A 19,392-nucleotide genomic window follows, 5' to 3' on the forward strand; every position below is an offset into this window, starting at 1 on the left:
TATCGTCGAGCCAAAACAATTACACTCATTGTTGATAACTACATCATTCATAAGAGCAAAAAGACCCTGAGTTGGTTGAAAAAAAATCCGAAGTTCGTCCTGATTTTTCAGCCTGTTTATTCTCCTTGGGTAAATAAAATTGAGAAACTCTGGCATGCGTTACACGAGACAATCACACGCAATCACCAATGCAAGACAATGTGGAAACTCCTGCAGCAAGTACGCCACTTCATGGACAATGCGTCACCATTTCCTGGCGGAGGTCATGGTTTACTGAAAGTGAAGCACAATTAGGATCAGTTATTTAGAATCATTGAATATAATAACTTATCTCAGTTTTCACACATCAATGAATAAAGGCGCAACTATTATTGGCTAATGGTGCAGCCATGCTGGCCATCGTATTTTATATTAATCCGCAATAGCACTATTCATAAATAGATAGGAACCAGTATGAAAGCCTTTCTTTTCACACTCCTTACTATATTTTCACTCACTAGCTTTATTGCTCACGCCACTCAAGAAAATTGTCGCACAGTACACTTAAACCAGACACAAAACGATACCGTCATCACCAGCATTGCACCGGCCGAAGAAGCTCTCTGCTTCACGCTTTCCGGCCTCACCGGTCAAAAAGTATCCCTAAACCTTGTTCAGGGTCACAACGTTATTTTTTCAATCATAGATTTAATCGATGCTCAGGAAAAGTATGTGTTCGATGCACAAAAAGACACTTATAAAATTATCGTCGGTCAGCTAATGCGCAGTATTAATCCAGAGCCTTTTCGGCTTGAAGTTAAAATTCAAAAGTAATTCCTTAACTGCCAACAAGTTCAAACAATGACAGCTAAGGTAAAAAAAAGGCTTAAGCTCGCTTCTCGCAGGTTGATGACAAGAAAAAAGCGAGCGTAAGTTTTTGAGCGGCAGAAACAACAAAGCCCCGACTTTCGTCGAGGCTTTGTCGTTGAAGTTGGTGCCCGGGGCCGGACTTGAACCGGCACAGTGTTACCACCGGCGGATTTTGAATCCGCTGCGTCTACCAATTTCGCCACCCGGGCAATGGCGGTCATTATACGTATACGGTGTTGATGTGCAAGCGACTTTATGAGGAGTAAGACACTGTTTGCTGCTTTTTTCGTCGCTCCGGCTTTTTACCATGCACAGTGTTGCCAATCCGCTCGACACTATGGCGTGCAATGGCACGGTAACGCGCGACTTGAGTACACTGAGCCTGGAACTATTGCTACACTGTGCCGCAGTTTTTTAGGGCAGGCAGGCTTGCCTGCCCTCTTTACTCTTTGTGGTGGAACCATGACAACAACAGTGAAAAAGGACATGACGCAAACCAAACAATACCCGGGGCTGTTTCGCCGGATCGGGGCCTGGATTTATGACGCTCTGGTCGTTGCTGCGGTGCTGATGCTGGCAGGCGGCCTTGCCATGGCCGTTATTGCTCTGCTGCTCAGCAGCGGTGCACTGAGCCTGGGCAACTATGCGGATGCCAGTGAATACCTCACCAGGCACCCGGTTGCTGCCCCCATCTACTCTGTGTATCTGGGGGCCACCATAGTCGCCTTCTTTGGTTATTTCTGGTGCAAGGCTGGCCAGACACTGGGCATGCGCGCCTGGAAGCTGCGCATTCAAAATGCCGATGGTTCGAATATCCGCTTTACCCAAGCGCTCATCCGCATGGCGACATCGGCCTTTGGCCTGGGCAATTTGCTGGTGCCTTTCAGCCACACCAAACAGTCGCTGCAGGATTTGATGGCAGAATGTGAAATGGTGCTGCTGCCAAACCCCAACTGATCGGCAGCTCAAACGACACAAAAAAGGCGCCTGAACGGCGCCTTTTGTTTATCTGTCATCGGAGCCTGTCACCGGACTCAGAGCTTGCGCCGGAGCAGATAAAGGGTAATAAAGAGGAACACTAAACTCGGCCCCAACGCGCCAATAACCGGGTGCAAACGGTACACCATACTCAGCGGGCCGAACACTTCATTAGATATGTAGAAAGCAAAGCCGAAGATCACCCCGGACAATACCCGCGCGCCCATAGTCACGGAGCGCAACGGACCGAAAACAAAGGACAGCGCCAGCAGCATCATGACGGCTATTGAGAACGGTTGCAGGGCTTTACGCCAGAAAGCCAGCTCGTAGCGGGAGGCATCCTGCTTGGTGTCTTTTAAATACTGCACGTAATCGTATACGCCGGAGAGCGCCAGCTCTTCCGGTTTGACTGTGACGACCGCCAACTTATCCGGGGTCAGACTGGTCTGCCAGATTTTGGTGTCGAAATGGGTATTTTCCTGCTTTTCTTCGCCAATACGGGTTACAGTGACATCTTTCAGCTCCCAGCCTTTTCCGTCGAGAAAAGTCGCAGAGCGGGCGAACAAACTGTCTTTCAACACGTCTTTTTCATCAAATTCCCAGATGTTTATCGCGTTGAGGTTGGTCTGCTCATGGATCCGGCCAATGTAAATAAAGTCGTTATCATCTTTGGCCCAGACCCCGCGCTGTACCGAGAATACATTACCGCCAGAGGTCCAGATCGCACGTAATTCCCGCGCCGCTTTCTGCGCCTCCGGCGCTCCCCACTGCCCCAGCACCATCACCAGCAGCATCAGTGGCACAGCGGTTTTCAGCACCGACAGGCCGATGTCCAGTTTAGAAAAACCTGCGGCCTGCATGACCACCAGCTCGGAGCTGGACGCCAGTGTCCCCAGACCAATCAGCGCTCCCAGCAACACCGCCATCGGGAAAAACATTTCAATATCGCGTGGCACGCTGAGCAGCACAAAGAGCAATGCTTTCCATAAATCGTACGTCCCCTCGCCCACTTTACGCAGCTGTTCCACGTATTTGATGATGGCCGACAGGCCCACCAGAGTCGACAGCGTCAGGGCAGAAGTGGCAATAATGGTACGGCCAATGTACCAGTCGAGAATTTTAAACATCAGCCGCGTCTCCGGAATTTGTCTCTGAATTGTCGCATGGGCAGCGAATCCCAGCTATTGAGCCCTATCGCCACGAACAGCATGAGAATATTGATACTCCACAAGCCGACACCGACCGGCAGTCCACCATCTTCCACCGCCGATTTCGCCGCGCTGATAGCCAGGAAATAACAAAGATAGATCAGCACCGCAGGCACCAGTTTGGCAAAACGGCCCTGACGCGGATTCACCGCCGATAAAGGCACCACCACCATAGTCAGCAGCGGGATACAGATCACCAGGGACATCCGCCACTGGAACTCGGCCTGGGCCGCCAGTTCTGACCGCTGCATCAGGGTCAGGGTCGGCAAGGCATCCCAGTCACGATCTTTTTCTTTGATTGCCCGCTGGCCGATCACCGCCTGATAATTATCAAAAGCCGTGATCGAATAGTCCAGACGGGTCGGCAGCCCTTCATAGCGAACGCCGTCCTGCAGATCGAGGACCTGGCGGCCATCTTTGAGCACATCCACAGTGCCGCTGCTGGCAAACATCACGCTGGGACGCAATGTGTCGCTGGCAGTCGGTTGCGCCACAAAAACGCGGTGCAGTTTGCTGCCCTTGTCTGAAATATCATCGACGAACACCACGCCACGGCCATCCGGCGCGCCCTGAAACTGGCCTTTGACCAGCAGATCCAGACCCGAGTCTGCTTCCACCTTCTCCATGACCTGGGTTTCTTTTTCAGCACTCCAGGGCGCCAGCCACAGCGCATTGAACGCTGCAATGGCGCCAGTGATAATCGCCAGCCACAATGCCGCGCGGATCAGGAAAGTGTTGCCGATACCGGTTGCATTCATTACCGTGATTTCACTTTCGGCGTATAATCGTCCAAAAGTGAGCAGGATCCCGATATATAAACTCAGCGGCAGCATCAGCATCGCCATCGAGGGCATATAAAGCCCCATCAGGGTCAGGACCAGATCACCAGGAATGGAGCCGTCTGTCGCATCAGCCAGAATGCGGATAAACTTCTGACTGATAAAGATAAGAAACAATACAAAAAGGACCGCTACCTGGCTCTTGATTGTCTCACGTGTCAAATAACGAACAATAATCACGCGTTATATACCCATAGAAAACTTGTTTTTTTGCTGGAATCACTATAATTTTCCGGTAAATCAGTTATTTTTTTATCTTTCGGCTAACTGTCAGCCTGCACTTTGATCTTAACCTGAATTCAAGAACCAACAAGTAAGTGCGGTATTATCTAACATTTAGCCCTAATTGTCTTTATAGGATGTAGGAGTACGCATGGAGTTCAGTGTAAAAAGTGGTAGCCCCGAGAAACAGCGCAGTGCCTGTATTGTCGTTGGCGTCTTTGAACCACGCCGCCTCTCTCCAATTGCTGAACAGCTGGATAAGATCAGTGAGGGTTACATCAGTTCCCTGCTGCGTCGTGGTGATCTGGAAGGAAAACCTGGCCAGATGCTGTTGCTTCACCATGTCCCGAACGTTCTTTCCGAGCGCGTTCTGCTCGTTGGCTGTGGTAAAGAGCGTGAGCTGGATGAACGTCAGTACAAACAAATAATTAAGCAAACTATTAGCACGCTGAATGAAACCGGGTCAATGGAAGCCGTCTGCTTCCTGACTGAACTGCACGTTAAAGGCCGTGACACTTACTGGAAAGTCCGTCAGGCAGTTGAGACCACCAAAGACAGCCTCTACACCTTTAACCAGTTCAAGAGCACTAAACCGGAAACCCGCCGCCCGCTGCGCAAGCTGGTGTTCAATGTGCCGACCCGCCGCGAATTGTCACTGGGTGAGCGTGCTATCAGCCATGGTCTGGCGATCGCTTCAGGTGTCCGTGCAGCGAAAGATCTGGGCAATATGCCGCCTAACGTGGCGAATCCGGCCTACCTGGCCTCTCAGGCCCGCCGACTGGCAGACGACTTCGACACCGTCAGCACCAAAATCATTGGCGAGCAGGAAATGAAAGAGCTGGGCATGACCTCGTATCTGGCCGTGGGCCAGGGCTCGAAAAATGAAGCCATGATGTCGATCATTGAGTACAAAGGTCATCCAGACCCGAATGCCAAGCCGCTGGTGCTGGTCGGTAAAGGTCTGACATTTGACTCAGGCGGTATTTCCATCAAGCCGTCAGCCAACATGGACGAGATGAAATACGACATGTGCGGCGCGGCAACCGTATTCGGCGCCATGCGTTCACTGGCGAAACTGAATCTGCCCATCAATGTGATCGGCGTGCTGGCAGGTTGTGAAAACATGCCGGGCGGCAATGCCTACCGGCCGGGTGACATTCTGACCACTATGTCAGGGCAAACCGTGGAAGTGCTCAATACCGACGCCGAAGGCCGCCTGGTATTGTGTGACGCACTGACTTACGTTGAGCGCTTTGAGCCTGAGTGCGTGATTGACGTCGCCACCCTGACCGGTGCCTGTGTGGTGGCCCTGGGCAATCACATCAGCGGCCTGATGGCTAACCATAACCCGCTGGCGCATGAGCTGGTCAACGCCTCTGAGCAGGCCGGTGACCGCGCATGGCGGCTGCCAATGAACGATGAATACCAGGAACAGCTGGCGAGCCCGTTTGCGGATCTGGCCAACATAGGTACACCGGGCGCTGGCACCATTACCGCGGGTTGCTTCCTGTCGCGCTTCGCCAAGAAGTACAACTGGGCGCACCTGGATATCGCCGGGACGGCCTGGACAGGCGGCAAAAACAAAGGCGCTACCGGACGTCCGGTGCCTTTGCTGGTCCAGTTCCTGCTCAACCGGGCCGGGCTGGAAAACCTCGATTAACCATCATCGACAGAGGGGCCAGCCGGCCCCTTTTTTCGGATAAAACATTATGAGCCATGCTACCTTTTATATCATTGACGACGCCGCACCTGAGGCGAGGCTGAAACTGGCCGGTCAGCAAGCAGCATGGTGGTATCAGCAAGGCCAGTCTGTGTTCCTGCTGGCGGAAACCCGTGAGCAGGCCGAATGGCTGGACGAATACCTCTGGCAGCAAGATCCCGACAACTTCGTGCCCCACAACCTGATTGGAGAAGGCCCCAGACAAGGTTCTCCGGTTGAAATCGGCTGGCCCGGCCTGCGACACAGCGGTCGCCGGGCGGTACTGATCAATCTCAGTCAGGATGCACCAAATTTTGCCGTGACCTTTGCACAAGTGGTAGACTTCGTGCCTTGCGATGAAAAACTCAAGCAGCAGGCCCGCGAACGCTATAAAGCGTACCGGTTGGCAGGCATTCAATTGCAGACCACACCTGCGCCTGAATCGCCCTAATTCCACCTAGATCCATCAAGAGCGCTATGGAAAAGACATACAACCCACAATCGATTGAACAAGCGCTGTACAAGCGCTGGGAAGAGGCAGGTTACTTCAAGCCTCACGGTGACACGACGAAAGATGCCTACAGCATCATGATCCCACCGCCAAACGTCACGGGCAGCCTGCACATGGGCCACGCGTTCCAGGATTCCATCATGGATACCCTGATCCGCTGTGAGCGCATGAAAGGCAAAAACACCCTGTGGCAGGTCGGTACTGACCACGCTGGTATCGCGACTCAAATGGTTGTGGAGCGTAAGATCGCCGCAGAAGAAGGCAAAACCAAGCACGATTACGGTCGTGATGCCTTCATCGACAAGATCTGGGAATGGAAAGGCGAATCCGGCGGCACCATCACCAAACAGCTGCGCCGCCTGGGTGCGTCTGTTGACTGGGATCGCGAACGCTTCACTATGGACGAAGGGCTGTCTAACGCCGTGCGTGAAGTCTTCGTGCGCCTGTATGAAGACGATCTGATTTACCGCGGCAAGCGCCTGGTAAACTGGGATCCTAAGCTGCACACCGCGATTTCGGATCTGGAAGTCGAGAACAAAGACAAGAAGGGCCACATGTGGCACTTCCGCTACCCGCTGGCCGACGGTGTCAAAACCGCAGACGGTAAAGACTACATTGTGGTTGCCACTACCCGTCCTGAAACTGTACTGGGTGATACGGGCGTTGCGGTTAACCCTGAAGATCCGCGCTACAAAGATCTGATCGGCCAGCACGTCCTGCTGCCAATCATCAATCGTCGCATCCCGATTGTCGGTGACGAGCACGCCGACATGGAAAAAGGCACGGGTTGTGTAAAAATCACCCCGGCGCACGATTTCAACGACTACGAAGTCGGCAAACGCCACAGCCTGCCGATGATCAACATTCTGACCTTCGATGCCAACATCCGCAACGAGGCTGAAGTCTTTAACAGCAATGGCGAACCCACAGATGCTTACAGCACCGACCTTCCGGCGGCCTACCAGGGCATGGAACGATTCGAAGCACGTAAAGCCATCGTGGCCGAGTTCGATCAGCTGGGTCTGCTGGATGAAGTCAAAGATCACGACCTGACCGTCCCTTATGGCGACCGTGGCGGCGTGGTGATCGAGCCAATGCTGACCGACCAATGGTACGTGCGTACCGCCCCGCTGGCTGCACCGGCGGTGAAAGCGGTTGAAGACGGCGATATCAAATTCGTGCCTAAGCAGTACGAGAACATGTACTTCTCCTGGATGCGCGACGTGCAGGACTGGTGTATTTCCCGTCAGCTGTGGTGGGGTCACCGCATCCCGGCCTGGTACGACAACGACGGTAAGGTCTATGTGGGCCGCACCGAAGAAGAAGTGCGTGAAAAATACAGCCTGGCCCCTGTCGTGGTGCTGAAACAAGACGACGACGTGCTGGACACCTGGTTCTCCTCTGCCCTGTGGACCTTCGGCACCCAGGGCTGGCCTGAGCAGACTGACGACCTGAAAGTCTTCCACCCGTCAGATGTGCTGGTGACAGGTTTCGACATCATCTTCTTCTGGGTTGCCCGCATGATCATGATGACCATGCATTTCTGTAAAGACGAAGACGGCAAAGCCCAGGTCCCGTTCAAAACCGTTTATGTCACCGGTCTGATCCGTGATGAGAACGGCGACAAAATGTCGAAATCAAAAGGCAACGTGCTGGACCCGATCGATATGATCGACGGTATTGATCTGGAATCGCTGGTTGAGAAACGGACCGGCAACATGATGCAGCCACAGCTGGCGGCGAAGATCGAGAAGAATACCCGCAAGACGTTCGAAAACGGCATTGAACCATACGGCACCGATGCCCTGCGTTTCACCCTGGCTGCCATGGCGTCTACCGGCCGTGACATCAACTGGGACATGAAACGCCTGGAAGGTTACCGTAACTTCTGTAACAAACTGTGGAACGCCAGCCGCTACGTGCTGATGAACACCGAAGATCAGGATTGCGGTTTTGCCGACGGTGCCGAGCTGGAATACTCACTGGCTGACAAGTGGATCGAGTCGCAGTTCGAGCTGGCCGCGAAAGAGTTCAATGCCCACATTGACAACTTCCGTCTGGACATGGCTGCCAACACGATTTACGAGTTCATCTGGAACCAGTTCTGTGACTGGTACCTGGAGCTGACCAAGCCAGTGCTGTGGAAAGGCAGCGAAGCCCAGCAACGCGCAACCCGCCGTACACTGATCACTGTGCTGGAGAAGACCCTGCGTCTGGCCCATCCGGTGATCCCGTACATCACGGAAACCATCTGGCAGAGTGTCAAACCACTGGTGAAAGGTGTTGAAGGCGACACCATCATGACTCAGGCGCTGCCTCAGTATGATGACGCAAACTTCAATGCGGACGCCCTGGCTGACATCGAGTGGGTGAAGCAATTCATCACCAGCATCCGTAACCTGCGCGCCGAGTACGACATCGCACCAAGCAAAGGCCTGGATGTGATGCTCAAAGCTGCCGACGACAAAGAGGCGGCCCGCCTGCAGCAAAACCAGGCCGTTCTGGTGGCGCTGGCGAAGCTGGACAGTCTGCGTGTACTGGCAGCGGGTGAAGCAACCCCAGCCTGCGCCACCGCGCTGGTCGGTAAGTCTACCCTGATGATCCCGATGGCCGGCCTGATCGACAAAGACGCCGAGCTGGCGCGTCTGGACAAAGAAATGGCCAAGACGCAGGGCGAAATCAAGCGCATCGCGGGCAAACTGGGCAATGAAGGTTTCGTGGCGAAAGCCCCGGAAGCCGTCGTGGCCAAAGAGCGCGAGAAGCTGGAAGGTTACAAAGAAACCCTGATCAAACTGGAAGAGCAGAAAGCGACCATCGCGGCGCTATAAGCAGTTTCGGTTTACTCAGACAAAAAAAGCGACCGATATCGGTCGCTTTTTTTATCCTGTTTTTCGGCATGCTGACGACGCTTTAAACCCGCAGACTAGTCTGCCGTGCACGTCACCCCTGGCTGGACTGCAACAGCGATAGAGACACCTAACCTCCTCAGTTCAGTCATTTGTGAACAAGGCACAACAACCGCCCCGGTGAGATCTACCCTTCTTAAAACCTTGTCGATATCCCCTTTCTTCAGTTCAATCAGCGGGCTGATATCCCGCCCCTGAAAACCTTGCAAGAGAATCTGCTCCGCGAGTGTAAAACGGAGAAAAACAGACAAATCCGTTACCTCAGTATATGAAATATCGATTTCTCTTAAATTCATTGATTTTCGCAATGGCGACAAATCTGCAATGTCAGTATTCGATAGATTCAGCTTACGTAACCTCGTTAACCCAAACAGTGTCGAAATGTCCGTGATTGGGTTACCGGAAATATCCAAAATTAAGAGGTCCGGTTTATTGTCAAACCAATGAGGATCAAGCCGGGTGAGCCCTGAGTCCGCAATCACCAATCCGTACAAATCATATAAGTCAGAAATAAAACCCAGATCTGTGCTCTGTATATGACCGACATTGAGATATCTCAGGCCGGGGAACTTATCCAGAAGATAGCCATCAGTCAGTCCTGTGCCATAAAAATTCGCGGTATACAGCTCAGTCAGTTGAGGCAGAGCACTAAAGTCGGTCAACAACGGACTGTGCTTGAGGCTTAACTGTCCCAGTTTCAGGACAGTGAATGCCGTTAGATCCGTCATCACTGTCTGTTCAATGGCGAGATTGCGCAGCTTGGGTAAACTTGCTAAGGGAGTGACATCCGTGATCTGGTTTTGCGCCAACACGCCCAAATAAGTCAGATAGGTAAATTGCTCCATGCCATCCAACTGGCTGATCCCCGCATAATCCGGACCACATTCAAGACGCCTGACATCCTCTATATCGCGGACTTTCGGAGAGCGCAACTCAATACATTGGCGCAGTTGCGGATCGATAATTTTATCCAGTACGGCATTGGGATAAGGCTGTACCTCAATCGAAAATGTTTCTGAAGCGGTCAGTTCATCCCAATCGCTGACCGTGACTTCGAAGGTCAGAGTTTCAGCGAGCTCTCCATTGAGTTCAGGCAAGCTAATTCTGAAAGAGTTTCTGGATTGCTTCTCTGTGAATTTCGCTGCCGGCCCACTGAGCTGCCGTAAAGAATAAAAATGGATCCCACCTATCCCTGTGTCTTGAGCCTGCACCAGCACATTGATTTGCGCCCTTTCATAACCATCACTGGAAGAAATTAACAGTATTTCAGGTGACGTACTGCGATAAAATCTCCGCGCTAGATTACTGTCCAGCTCTGTAATTCTGACATGATTGTGAGGCGAGCGGATAAAACTGTTTACCCCTCGATACAAAGCATTCAGTGTCTCAATATCATCAATTTTTCCGTTATCGGATAAGTCTTCAGACACCCGATCCAGCCAGTCGGTTAAACTCTGTGAATGTGTGTGCATGGCAACCATAGCCGCAGCCAGAGAGAGTGCATAATCAGACTCAGCACTGAAGCGCTCGATCTTGTTCCAGGGATCCATCAGGTTTACAGGTTCAGTGCCGACCACACTTGACCCACTCAATGCGTTTGTCACCTCTTGGTTTGCTTGTTCTACCGTGGTTTGAGTAAAGTGCTCCCCCAAGTTTTTGGCCCGGCGAACCGCCAGCTCAGTGAAGGGAGTGATATGAATCGATTGATCAGTGGCTTTCAGGTGGGTGACAGCATGTAAAGTTGACTCTAGCGGCACTGTCTTTCCCGTCGCTTCGCTGACATACGTGCCACCCGTCACCTCAGCGATGACCAAACCCTGATAAACATTGTTATTCCTGATCTGATACCAGCCATCCGATGTAGTAGTGGCTTCCCCGATGAGGGTACCGTCAACTTGGGTGATTTTGACCCTTGCCCCCTTAATGGGCCCTTTGAACGCCACACCGGAAATCACAGGAATCGGCAACACCCTGACATAGTAAGTTTGACTGACACTTAAGCCATCTATGTCAGTCACGGTTAACTCGAATGCCAGGGTCTGTTTTTTTACCGTGTCCGCTGCCTTGAAATACATTGCCTCGGTGTGAGCACCTTCCATCAACACTGTCGGCCCCATCACCTGACGCCAGTGATAAAACAGTTGCCCTTTATCATCGGTGATGTCAGGTGCTATGCGCAGTTGATGATTTGCATAGACAGACAGCATGTCTAACGGGGCCACAACAGGATAAGTATTGCGATAATGTTGCGCCTTGTTCACCACCACTTTGTTCTGCGCTGAATCGAGAAAAGCATTGATCCCTTTATTTAACCGGGTGAGTTGCAGCTCATCATCAAGCGTGCTGTTGTCCGCAATATCCTGATTCAGTTCGAACATCAAGTGACTGAGTTTCATTTCCTCCGCTTCGGCGGCTTTCGTCATCCCGGCGATGACCAGCGCATAATCGACCCTGCCGCCCGTTTTGCCTACGTTCGCTTCATCCAGCAGATCGACTGGCGCTTCGCTGACAATATCCAGATCTAAAAGCATGGCTTTTGCCACCTTGCGGTTTGCTGCTGCGACAAGCTCAGGCACTAAAAAAGGCAGCTCGCGCACAGCCATTTCCGTCAGTAACGTCACATTCATGACAGAGTCTTTCTCTGTCAGTACTTTCACGGACCGGAGCGTTTCAGTCAGAGGTGTTCGCATGCCCGTTGCTTCGTTAATGTAGTCCCCGCCGGTCGCATCAATCTGCACAACCCCACGATAAGACGCATCCAGCGACAGGGTGTAAAAACCTTGATCATCGGTCACCGTACTTGCCAACGCGTTGCCATCGGCATCAAACGCGGTGACGGTCGCATACGCAACCGGCCCTTTAAATACCTGGCCGCTTACCCTGGTTGATATATCTTCAACCGGCGGTTTATCTGATTTTTTACCATCACTGTCGCTGTCACTGCCCCCGCCGTTACAGGCAGTCAGAAAAATCACACTTGCAAGTAACACTATTTGTTTGATGTTTGAATATGTCAGCATCGCCATTTCCGTTTTATGACGCAATCCGATAAGAAAGCACAGTGATAAACCCTTATTCAGCAACAGGATAGTCAGCACGCCCCCTGCGTTATCAGGAGAAAAGCTTGGTATTTAAATATGCTACTGATTTATTAATATTCCGGAGGCGAAAGATACCTTGCATATACAATGTATTGCAATATTTGATTTATGCACCTGATTGATTTTTGCGTTCTTATCTGAACACAAAGCGACCATCGCAGCGCTGTAAGCAGTTTCGGTTTACTCAGACAAAAAAAGCGACCGATATCGGTCGCTTTTTTATGCCACAATTTTAAACCGAATCTCCGACCTGAATCGGATGGATACTATTTCAAGGCCTGAATCCGTTGCTCCAGTTCAGGGTGACTTTGGAGCCACTCAGGTAACTCGCTGTCGCCATAATGTTCCATAAAACGGTTAAACATGGCGGCCATCGGTTCTGTGGTGCCATAGTTTTTCCGCATTTGCTCGGCCGCAAACTGATCCGCTTCCCGTTCGGCATCCCGTGAGTAGCCGCTGGAGGCAACGAATACGCCTGTGCTGGTCAGCATATCTGCCATCCCAGAGCTGTCGCCGACAATCAGTGCGGTGGCTACAGAAATCAGCGCCGATTGCACCACAGACTCCATCACATGCTGATGATACACATGCCCGACTTCATGCAACAAAATACTGTCCAGCTCGGCGGGTGTGGTGGCCATTTCCACCAGTGAGTCCAGCACGATCACTGTGCCATCGCTCAGGGCAAAGGCATTCGGGCCATGCGGCCAGGATCGAAACACTATGTTCAGCTCAAAAGGTAACGGCGGCAGGTTATCCTGTAATAAGGCAAACCTGTCCTGTATTTGCCACTGTTCCTGAGCATCAAGCTGAGAAGGTGCCAGCATATGATCGTCCAGCGTCTCCAGGACATGCTCGCCCAGATACACAGGCACGGCTTGCGGCAGCAGACGCGTAAGCATATGACTGGCCGCCGGAATACCGTAGCGATAAGCGCCCAGGCACAATACGGCGACCAGCGCCGCGCTGGCCACTATCGCCAGCCAGTTTCGCTCCAGCCTGTGTACCCAGCGCTGAGACTGAACCGCGTTGTGGCGAACCCAGTCAGCCAGCTCATTATCCTGAACAGCTTTAAACTGCCAGCCATCCGCAAAATCAATGCGGGCAGGCAAGGTACCCAAAGGCGGCGATATCTTCAGCTCGGCCACGGCAACCATGACTACATGCTCGCCACAGCGCAATGTCACCTGACCCGTCTGATCGCAGTCCAGCTCAGCTTCCCGCCGCTCAGAGCTGAGCGGCGGGTGGCAGAAGCCTTTGATGATCATCCAATACCCACTCCGACATCAAAGGCCTGAGCCACTTCGTCGGCAATGGCTGCACCGTCGTCGAAAGCCTCACCTGTCACGTTGAGCAAAGACAAATCACCAATGACAGCCGTGTTATCGGCCAGGTAACGCTGGGTACGCACCATGGCCCAGGGACGGGCCAGCCCCAGTGTCAGCAGTTGCATCAGAATATTCGACACGATCAGCCAGACAAAGGCCGGGGTTCTCAGTGAAGAGGAAAAGCCATACTCTGGCTCACCGGCCGCTTTCAGCTGAGCAAAGGTGTAATTGCGGGTGCGGGCTTTCACAAATGCCGATACGGTAACCATCACCAGCAACATACCTATATAGACGATAAATATTGCCAGGAAAGGCCAGAGCGAACCGCCTTGCAGGTTATCCAGTTGCCCGCTGGCAATGGATGACACCGCCCCCACGCCAGCCACCAGCACAAACACGCCAATCAGCGCCACAAACAGCCCTAATCCGAGCAAAGACGCCAGCGCTGTGGTTTTCACAAAGAAACCTGTCCCTATCTCAGCGCTAAACTGACGGTCACCATACTGGTAACCATTGGCAAAATAGCGGGTGATGGTGGCCGTGATATTAGCAAACACATAGATATAAGCGGCAACTGCCAATAACGCAAACAGCGCGCCGACTAACAGCGATTTATCAAATACCATGGCAGTGATCACAAACAGGATCACCAGCGGAATCATGGAAACCAAACCACATCCCAGCATGGCCCAATACGCCCCTTTCACCGAGCCGTTAAAGTTAAAACGGACATTGCGGTAGCTGCTCATGCGGGCATCAAAGCGGGCATTATTGCGGGCCAGCAATGGATAAATAGCAACAAACGCCAGCATCAGCACAAGGGCGAAAAGCGGCATGAAATGGCTGGCGGTAAACCACACCAGCACACAGACAGAGGCAATAACACGGCTAATCAGGATCTGTTTCGGTGTGGCATGGTAATCAAACCTATCCCCCGCCAGCTCAGTATTACCGTAAAAATATTTCTTGGTGCGGACTTTCGCCCAGGCAGAATAAATCCCAAGAGTGACGACAGAGAGCAGAATATTCACGATCCAGATACCGAAAAATTCGCCTCCCTGACCGTGAAACCTAACCTTGTTTTCCATTGTTTTTATCCTAAGTCTTCGCAAAAAATGTGAGAAATCCAGCCCCATTGCTGGAAAAGAGTGTGTTCAATATAAACCAACTAAATGCAACCAACAGCATAAAGTTTTTGCTCACTGTTTGATTCTGAAACAGCGCTCCCAATCATAAAGCGACGATAAGTCATTATTCATGTTTATTAATATCAAACCATAGGTTTTGACTATTAATTAGATAGAATTAAACGCTTTTTCTGATTATATGGTCACACCCATACTGAGAACATCTACAGAGGGTTTTACTATGAAAAAGACACTCAGCTTTGCTGCCATTCACTTTACCGTTGCCTTCAGCATCGCTTATTTGCTGACGGGTGATGTGATCCTCGGCAGCCTGATCGCCATGATTGAACCTATGGTCAACACTGTGGCTTTTTATTTTCACGAGAAAGTCTGGCAGTGGCCTGTGCTGAAACAGTCCCGCTTTGGCAAACCCGCCAATAAAACCCTGAGTTTTGCGGTAATCCACTTCAGTGTGGCTTTCAGTGTGGCGTACTTACTGAGCGGCAGCTGGATGGTAGGAGGGGTGATGGCACTGATCGAACCGTCGATCAATACGCTGGCTTATCTGGCACATGAAACCTTCTGGCAACGCAAAGAGCAGCGCCGGCATCAAGCCGCTTTCTTATCCTGCCAGCATCACTCCGTCATCCATTAACTTGCTCTCTGTTGACATAGTTGTGGTTCGCAATTATATTTAGCTGCAAATAACAACTATATGGATAAAGCAACATGGATGCCCAGACACTCCGCCAGTTATCCCGCCAGCTTGTGCGCCAGCTCGGCATGCTCGACAGCCAGTGCGGCAACATGGATCTCACCCCGGTTCAGGCCCATGCCCTGATTGAGCTGGAGGCGAATCCCTGCACGGTCAACGACATGGCCGCCCTGCTCAATGTGGATAAATCCAACGCCAGCCGCACACTGGCGGTGCTGAGCAACAGCGGGCTGATCATCAGCCATCCGCACCCTGATGATAAACGCAGCCAGATTGCCAGCCTTACCGCGGCAGGTCAGTCCAGACTGGCTGAACTGCACCAGAGACTGAATCAGCAGGTCGACGGTTTTCTGGCGCAAATGGACGCAGATGAAATCGAACAGCTGGGCAAGAGTCTGGAGCGGTACCGCAAAGCCATGGTGATGGCGGGCAGACAGCAAGGCTACGAAATTCGTCCGCTGACGTCATTGGACAATGCGTCGATTGCGGCCGTGATCCGAAAAGTCTCTGCGGAATACGGACTGACGGCAGACAAGGGATATGGCGTGGCCGATCCCACCTTAGACAGCATGAGTGAGGTTTACCAGCCTGAAGGGCACGCGTACTGGGTGATTGAACACCGTCACCGGGTGCTCGGAGGCGGCGGTATTGCCAGGCTGGCTGGCGAAGAAAACATCTGCGAGCTGCAGAAAATGTATTTCCTGCCTGAGCTGCGCGGTTTAGGTCTGGCGCGCAAGCTCGCGGTAAAGGCCCTGAAATTTGCCCGTGAGCAGGGCTACCGGGCCTGCTATCTGGAAACCACCGCCAATCTGACAGAAGCCATTGCGCTGTATGCATCGTTAGGTTTTGAACACACCAAAGAACCTATGGGCAACACAGGCCATGACGCCTGTGAGATCCGGATGGTGAAGTGGTTCTGAGCATCCGTGGTTTAGCAACTGACAGATAAGAAAAAAGCTGGCAAGCCAGCTTTTTTCCTGAGCACGGAATGGAATTACTCTTCGTCGTCTTCACCAGACTCAAAGTACGTTCCCCAGCCGTCGTAATCGATATTGTACTTCTGAGCCAGCTCTACCAGCCTGAGTACCTGCTCATCGATCAGCTCGGCGTCCAGGGCCGACTCCATGACCGCATCGAAGCAAACGACGGTACCGCCACCGTCTTCTTCATCCAGCTCCAGCTCTTCGGCATCCATCACTTCAAAGCCCATCTTGAAGGCTTCAGCAGCGGCACCTTCCAGCTGAGCAAATGTATCAGCAGAAAAATGGTGTTCAATCGAATACAGCGCATCCGGATCACTGCCATCTTCCAGCAGGGACTCAATGATCTCGCGAGTCTCTTCCTTCTGCTCTTCAATCAATTCTGCGTAAGACATAAGGTCTCTCCAAATAGGGGCACCAGCCACACTAGTATGTATGAAATTGGTCGCCAATATGGCACGGATCCCCGCGAATTTCCATCCTCTGTCGCGATTTCCCGTCCCATTCTCTGTTCAGCGAAAGTTGCACTATCGCCTTTCTGATGCATCAGGCGATTTTTCCCGCATTTACTTGCGGCTTTACGATTGACACGGATATATATAATTTCATATTTTATGGGTAATTATTCATAAAACATCAATTTTCACACATAACGCAGCGATCAGTGTTCGCTGAAGTCATGAACACGAGGACGAGATATGGCATTTAATCTGCGCAACCGGAATTTTCTCAAGCTGCTGGATTTCACCCCACGCGAAATCGGGCACCTGTTGTCGCTTTCCGCAGAACTGAAAAAAGCCAAATACGGCGGTTATGAACAGCCGCGCCTGAGCGGTAAGAACATCGCCCTGATTTTCGAAAAGTCCTCAACCCGTACCCGCTGTGCTTTTGAAGTTGCCGCCTTTGATCAGGGTGCCCGTGTGTCTTATCTCGGTCCGTCCGGCAGCCAGATCGGCCACAAAGAATCCATGAAAGACACGGCGCGTGTGCTTGGCCGTATGTACGACGGTATCCAGTACCGGGGTTTCGGTCAGTCTGTGGTTGAAGAGCTGGGACAATATGCCGGTGTGCCGGTCTGGAACGGTCTGACCGATGAGTTCCATCCCACTCAGATTCTGGCCGATTTTCTGACCATGCAGGAACACAGCCCGGGCAAGCAGTTACAGGACATAACATTTGCTTATCTGGGTGATGCCCGTAACAACATGGGCAATTCCCTGATGGTCGGTGCGGCCAAAATGGGCATGGACATCCGGCTGGTTGCGCCCAAAGACTACTGGCCGGAAGCCGATCTGGTCACCCAGTGTCTGGAGATTGCCAGTGAGACAGGTGCCCGCATCACCCTGACCGAGTCAGTGCAGGAAGGCGTACAAGGCTGTGATTATCTGTATACCGACGTCTGGGTTTCAATGGGTGAAGCACAGTCGGCCTGGGACGAGCGGGTTAAAACCATGCTGCCGTACCAGGTTAACGCGTCGACACTCAAGGCAACCGGCAATCCCAATGTGAAATTCATGCACTGCCTGCCAGCGTTTCACAACGATGAAACCACAGTAGGTAAAGAGGTGGCCGAAAAGTATGGCCTGTCTGGCCTGGAAGTGACCGAAGAAGTCTTCGAGTCAGCCCACTCTATCGTCTTCGATCAGGCTGAAAACCGAATGCACACCATTAAAGCCGTGATGGTCGCGACTTTAGGTCAATAGCACTGACATATGCGCAACCGTCAGGGTCAGATTCGGTGCAGGCAAACGCTTGCGCCATAGAGAAATGGCGGTATAATCCTCCGCAATTTGTCTAGCGAGTACCAAAAATGGCCCAATCTGCGATCACAGTTGTGCAGCGACGCCGCCGGTTACCGGTGTGCCGTGCCGTTTTTGTTACTCCGGATCGTCATCCGAAAGCCTCCTGATCTCAGGGGGCTTTTTTTTGCCTGTACGACAGCCAAGACAGATCCCAAGCACCGTTCCAGACCAAAAGAGGGAAAAGCGCCATGGCGAATTCGCTATATCATAAGCACATTATTTCCATCCCCGAGCTTAGCCGCAGCGAACTCGAGCTGATCGTTGACACCGCGGCCCAGCTGAAGAAACAGCCTAATCCTGAACTGCTCAAGCACAAAGTGATTGCCAGCTGTTTCTTCGAGCCATCTACCCGCACCCGCCTGTCTTTTGAAACGGCGATTCAGCGTTTAGGCGGCAGCGTGATTGGCTTCGATAATGGTGGCAATACCTCATTGGCAAAAAAAGGCGAAACACTGATCGACTCGGTTCAGGTTATTACCTCCTACGTGGATGCGTTCGTGATGCGCCATCCGCAAGAAGGGGCCGCCCGTCTGGCGTCAGAATTCTCAGGCAAAGTGCCGGTGATCAATGCCGGTGACGGTGCCAACCAGCACCCGACCCAAACCCTGCTGGATTTATTCAGTATTGCCGAAACGCAAGGCCGCCTGGACAACCTCAATGTTGCCTTTGTCGGCGATCTGAAATACGGCCGCACGGTACACTCGCTGACTCAGGCACTGTCGAAGTTCAACAATATCCGCTTCTATTTCATCGCTCCTGAAGCGCTGGCGATGCCGGATTACATCTGCGAAGAGCTGGATGAGGCCGGTATTGCGTACAGCCTGCACACCCAGATGGAAGAAGTGATCCCTGAGCTGGACGTCCTGTATATGACCCGGGTACAAAAAGAGCGCTTTGATGAATCCGAGTATGCGCACATGAAAGCCGCCTATATCCTGAGTGCTGACATGCTGACCGATGCCCGTGACAACCTCAAAGTACTGCACCCGCTGCCACGTGTTGATGAAATCACGACAGATGTAGACAAAACCCCGCACGCTTATTATTTCCAGCAGGCGGAAAATGGCGTCTATGCCCGCCAGGCGCTGCTGGCACTGGTGCTCAATCAAGACATTTAAGCAGGAGAA

Annotated in this window: 16 protein-coding genes and 1 tRNA gene; 10 read left to right on the forward strand and 7 right to left on the reverse strand. The window is 52.2% G+C overall.

Features of this window, described 5'->3' with window-relative positions; genetic code table 11:
- Both H511_RS22885 and H511_RS0108300 read left to right on the forward strand, forming a co-directional pair.
- Positions 1-294: IS630 family transposase (locus H511_RS22885; protein ID WP_036759222.1), on the forward strand; the 294-nt coding region annotated here is incomplete at its 5' end.
- Positions 295-453: 159 nt separating this feature from the next.
- On the forward strand, positions 454-813 hold the full coding sequence (locus H511_RS0108300; protein ID WP_027251893.1) for a hypothetical protein: 360 nt from the start codon (positions 454-456) through the stop codon (positions 811-813).
- A 158-nt stretch (positions 814-971) separates the two neighbouring features.
- Here H511_RS0108300 and H511_RS0108305 read toward each other — a convergent pair.
- A tRNA-Leu gene (locus H511_RS0108305) sits at positions 972-1,058 on the reverse strand.
- Positions 1,059-1,311: 253 nt separating this feature from the next.
- Here H511_RS0108305 and H511_RS0108310 point away from each other — a divergent pair.
- Positions 1,312-1,806 carry an RDD family protein gene (locus H511_RS0108310; protein ID WP_081669228.1) on the forward strand — a complete coding sequence of 165 codons (495 nt, stop codon included), beginning with the start codon at positions 1,312-1,314 and terminating at the stop codon, positions 1,804-1,806.
- A 77-nt stretch (positions 1,807-1,883) separates the two neighbouring features.
- On the opposite strand, the gene lptG is transcribed toward H511_RS0108310, so the two are convergent.
- Both lptG and lptF read right to left on the reverse strand, forming a co-directional pair.
- Positions 1,884-2,954: an LPS export ABC transporter permease LptG gene (gene lptG, locus H511_RS0108315; RefSeq protein ID WP_027251895.1), complete on the reverse strand. Its 1,071-nt coding sequence runs from the start codon at positions 2,952-2,954 to the stop codon at positions 1,884-1,886.
- On the reverse strand, positions 2,954-4,054 hold the full coding sequence (gene lptF / locus H511_RS0108320) for an LPS export ABC transporter permease LptF (protein ID WP_027251896.1): 1,101 nt from the start codon (positions 4,052-4,054) through the stop codon (positions 2,954-2,956). Before lptF ends, lptG begins: the two co-directional genes overlap by 1 nt.
- Positions 4,055-4,247: 193 nt before the next feature.
- On the opposite strand from lptF, the gene pepA reads away from it, so the two are divergent.
- From pepA to H511_RS0108335, 3 genes are read left to right on the forward strand one after another with little or no spacing between them, the layout of a single operon-like run.
- On the forward strand, positions 4,248-5,756 hold the full coding sequence (gene pepA, locus H511_RS0108325; RefSeq protein ID WP_027251897.1) for a leucyl aminopeptidase: 1,509 nt from the start codon (positions 4,248-4,250) through the stop codon (positions 5,754-5,756).
- A 49-nt stretch (positions 5,757-5,805) separates the two neighbouring features.
- Positions 5,806-6,246: a DNA polymerase III subunit chi gene (locus H511_RS0108330; RefSeq protein ID WP_027251898.1), complete on the forward strand. Its 441-nt coding sequence runs from the start codon at positions 5,806-5,808 to the stop codon at positions 6,244-6,246.
- A gap of 26 nt (positions 6,247-6,272) precedes the next feature.
- Positions 6,273-9,134 carry a valine--tRNA ligase gene (locus H511_RS0108335; RefSeq protein ID WP_027251899.1) on the forward strand — a complete coding sequence of 954 codons (2,862 nt, stop codon included), beginning with the start codon at positions 6,273-6,275 and terminating at the stop codon, positions 9,132-9,134.
- Positions 9,135-9,229: 95 nt separating this feature from the next.
- Here H511_RS0108335 and H511_RS0108340 read toward each other — a convergent pair whose 3' ends face one another.
- From H511_RS0108340 to H511_RS0108350, 3 genes are all read right to left on the reverse strand, one after another.
- A complete protein-coding gene (locus tag H511_RS0108340) occupies positions 9,230-12,232 on the reverse strand; it encodes a leucine-rich repeat domain-containing protein (protein ID WP_162144604.1) in 3,003 nt (1,000 codons plus the stop codon).
- Between the two features lie 347 nt (positions 12,233-12,579).
- Entirely contained in the window at positions 12,580-13,581 is a 1,002-nt protein-coding gene (locus H511_RS0108345; RefSeq protein ID WP_027251901.1) for a M48 family metallopeptidase, read from the reverse strand.
- Complete coding sequence (locus tag H511_RS0108350; protein ID WP_027251902.1) at positions 13,578-14,729, reverse strand: YjgN family protein; 1,152 nt, start codon at positions 14,727-14,729, stop codon at positions 13,578-13,580. The genes H511_RS0108345 and H511_RS0108350 overlap by 4 nt, the downstream gene beginning before the upstream one ends.
- Positions 14,730-15,009: 280 nt before the next feature.
- Between H511_RS0108350 and H511_RS0108355 the strand changes: the two genes are divergently transcribed.
- Together H511_RS0108355 and H511_RS24345 are read left to right on the forward strand one after the other, a co-directional pair.
- Complete coding sequence (locus tag H511_RS0108355; protein WP_027251903.1) at positions 15,010-15,423, forward strand: DUF2061 domain-containing protein; 414 nt, start codon at positions 15,010-15,012, stop codon at positions 15,421-15,423.
- A 74-nt stretch (positions 15,424-15,497) separates the two neighbouring features.
- The gene (locus H511_RS24345) at positions 15,498-16,403 is read left to right on the forward strand and encodes a bifunctional helix-turn-helix transcriptional regulator/GNAT family N-acetyltransferase (RefSeq protein WP_027251904.1); all 906 of its coding nucleotides are present in this window, start codon (positions 15,498-15,500) and stop codon (positions 16,401-16,403) included.
- A 74-nt stretch (positions 16,404-16,477) separates the two neighbouring features.
- Here the strand turns inward: H511_RS24345 and rraB are convergent, their stop codons facing one another.
- Positions 16,478-16,858 (reverse strand): ribonuclease E inhibitor RraB, encoded by a 381-nt coding sequence (gene rraB, locus H511_RS0108365; protein WP_027251905.1) that lies wholly within the window; start codon positions 16,856-16,858, stop codon positions 16,478-16,480.
- Between the two features lie 303 nt (positions 16,859-17,161).
- Here rraB and argF point away from each other — a divergent pair, with 303 nt between their 5' ends.
- Positions 17,162-18,166, forward strand: a complete 1,005-nt coding sequence (gene argF, locus H511_RS0108370) for an ornithine carbamoyltransferase (RefSeq protein WP_027251906.1) — start codon at positions 17,162-17,164, stop codon at positions 18,164-18,166.
- 287 nt (positions 18,167-18,453) lie between these two features.
- A complete protein-coding gene (gene pyrB, locus H511_RS0108375; protein WP_027251907.1) occupies positions 18,454-19,383 on the forward strand; it encodes an aspartate carbamoyltransferase in 930 nt (309 codons plus the stop codon).
- The last annotated feature ends 9 nt before the right edge of the window (positions 19,384-19,392 follow it).

Source organism: Photobacterium halotolerans DSM 18316 (assembly GCF_000425165.1).
Classification (GTDB): Bacteria; Pseudomonadota; Gammaproteobacteria; order Enterobacterales; family Vibrionaceae; genus Photobacterium; species Photobacterium halotolerans.